This window comes from Streptomyces sp. NPDC001093, from assembly GCF_040298985.1.
GTDB lineage: Bacteria > Actinomycetota > Actinomycetes > Streptomycetales > Streptomycetaceae > Streptomyces.
Genome location: NZ_JBEPBF010000289.1, coordinates 1 through 1,606, shown reverse-complemented (window position 1 = coordinate 1,606; position 1,606 = coordinate 1). Strand labels below are relative to the sequence as shown.

The 1,606-nt window shown below is 66.9% G+C and carries 2 protein-coding genes; one reads left to right on the top strand and one right to left on the bottom strand.

All coding sequences use genetic code 11. The features are described from left to right. Nucleotides 1–155 precede the first annotated feature (155 nt). A complete protein-coding gene (locus tag ABT288_RS49925; RefSeq protein WP_351623449.1) occupies nt 156–740 on the top strand; it encodes a GNAT family N-acetyltransferase in 585 nt (194 codons plus the stop codon). Here ABT288_RS49925 and ABT288_RS49920 read toward each other — a convergent pair. Next, nucleotides 695–1,569, bottom strand: a protein-coding gene (locus ABT288_RS49920; RefSeq protein WP_502973034.1) for an IS5 family transposase whose coding sequence is annotated in 2 segments (ribosomal slippage) — nt 695–1,218 and nt 1,218–1,569 — 876 coding nt in all. Because the reading frame shifts where the segments join, the coding sequence is not laid out codon by codon here. The two genes, ABT288_RS49925 and ABT288_RS49920, sit on opposite strands and share 46 nt — an antisense overlap. Nucleotides 1,570–1,606 lie beyond the last annotated feature (37 nt).

The following is a 1,606-nucleotide window of genomic DNA, read 5'->3' as shown; positions in this document are numbered from 1 at the left end:
TCGAAAGTGGATCAAGGTAGTGGTTGAGCAATCGCGGCGGAGTGAGGCGATCTCTGCCAGATCTGGCTTACCTGCACCCCATCCGACGGGCCACGCTCCCGATCTGGCACAAAATGCCTGATCACACAGGGGGTGCGGGTGTTATCGTCCCTCGCATGGCTGAACTGATCGCTCCCACGGGACGGCTGCATTCCTCGTGGCTCGCGGCACGTGACGAGTGGCAGCCTGGTGCTCACCAGGACGGGGCTGGCCTGCGTCTGATTGGTGACGATGACCTTGACAGCCCGGAAGGGTTCGCCTCATGGGTCCAGCGGCTGCGACAGCAATCGGACCGGTCGCTGCCTGTCGGGGAAGGACGCGTCCACGCCACCCACTGGTGGATCGTCGATGGCGAGACCTACCTCGGGGCCATCGATCTTCGGCACTATCTGAACGCCTTTCTATTGGAAGGCGGCGGACATATCGGCTACAGCGTTCGGCCTTCTGCCAGGAGACGCGGACTGGCCTCGTGGGCGCTGGGAGCAGTTCTACTCAAGGCGCCGGCGCTCGGTCTGGACCGGGTCCTCCTCACCTGTGACGACGGCAACGTCGGCTCGGCGCGCACCATCGAGAGCAATGGTGGCGTCCTCGAAGATGTGCGCAGCACCGAAACCGGGGTCAAGCGCCGCTACTGGATCACTCTCGACGACGCTGGTCACAGCCACTCATTGATGGCCGCGACGAGGACGGTCGCCTCGTAGCGGACCGCGAGCTTGTCGTACCTCGTGGCCACGGCGCGGTGTCTTTTGAGGCGATTGATGCCGCACTCGACCGCGTGTCTCGCCTTGTAGTCCTCGGAGTCGAACTTCGGCGGACGGCCGCCGAGCGAGCCACGCTTCTTGCGGTTGCGGGCCTGGTCGGCCTTGTCCGGGATGGTGCAGCGGATGCCGCGTCGCCGGAGGTAGGCGCGGTTCTTCCGGGAGGCGTACGCCTTGTCCGCGCGCACCCGCCTCGGCAGGGTGCGCGGCCTGCCCGACCCCAGGCGGGGCACCCTGATGCGGCCCAGGACGGCCTCGAACTGCGGGGAGTCCCCGCGCTGCCCGGCGGTGATCACGATGGACATGAGTTTCTGCCCCTGCTCGACGCCCAGGTGCAACTTGGTGGTCAGCCCGCCGCGCGAGCGCGCGAGCCCGTGGTCGTCCGGCTCAACGGCGACGCCGCCGGGCGGCTCCTTCTGAAGGTCCCCCCTTTGCGCGCCCCGGCGGCGTGCTGGTGGGCCCGCACGATCGTCGAGTCGACGTTGATGTCCCAGGTGATCAGGTCCTTCGCATCCGCCCGGCTCTGCAGGGCGGTGAAGATCTGGTGCCACGTTCCGTCTCGCTGCCAGCGGCGGAAAAGGTCGTACACCCGACCCCACGGCCCGTACCTTGCGGGCACGTCCCGCCAGGGGACGCCGGTGCGGACCCGGAATCGTATGCCGTCGATCAGTTGCCGCCGGGTCCATATCGGCGGCCAGCCGGGCTTCTTGCCCCCGGGCAACAGCGGCTCCAAAGACGCCCATTGTTCATCCGTCAGCTCTCCACGCGCCACGAATCAAGATCATCTCACGACCAAGATCCACTTTCGG

Coding starts and splice junctions, on each gene's coding strand:
- ABT288_RS49925 (WP_351623449.1), top strand. CDS start 156: ATGGCTGAACTGATCGCTCCCACGGGACGGCTGCATTCCTCGTGGCTC.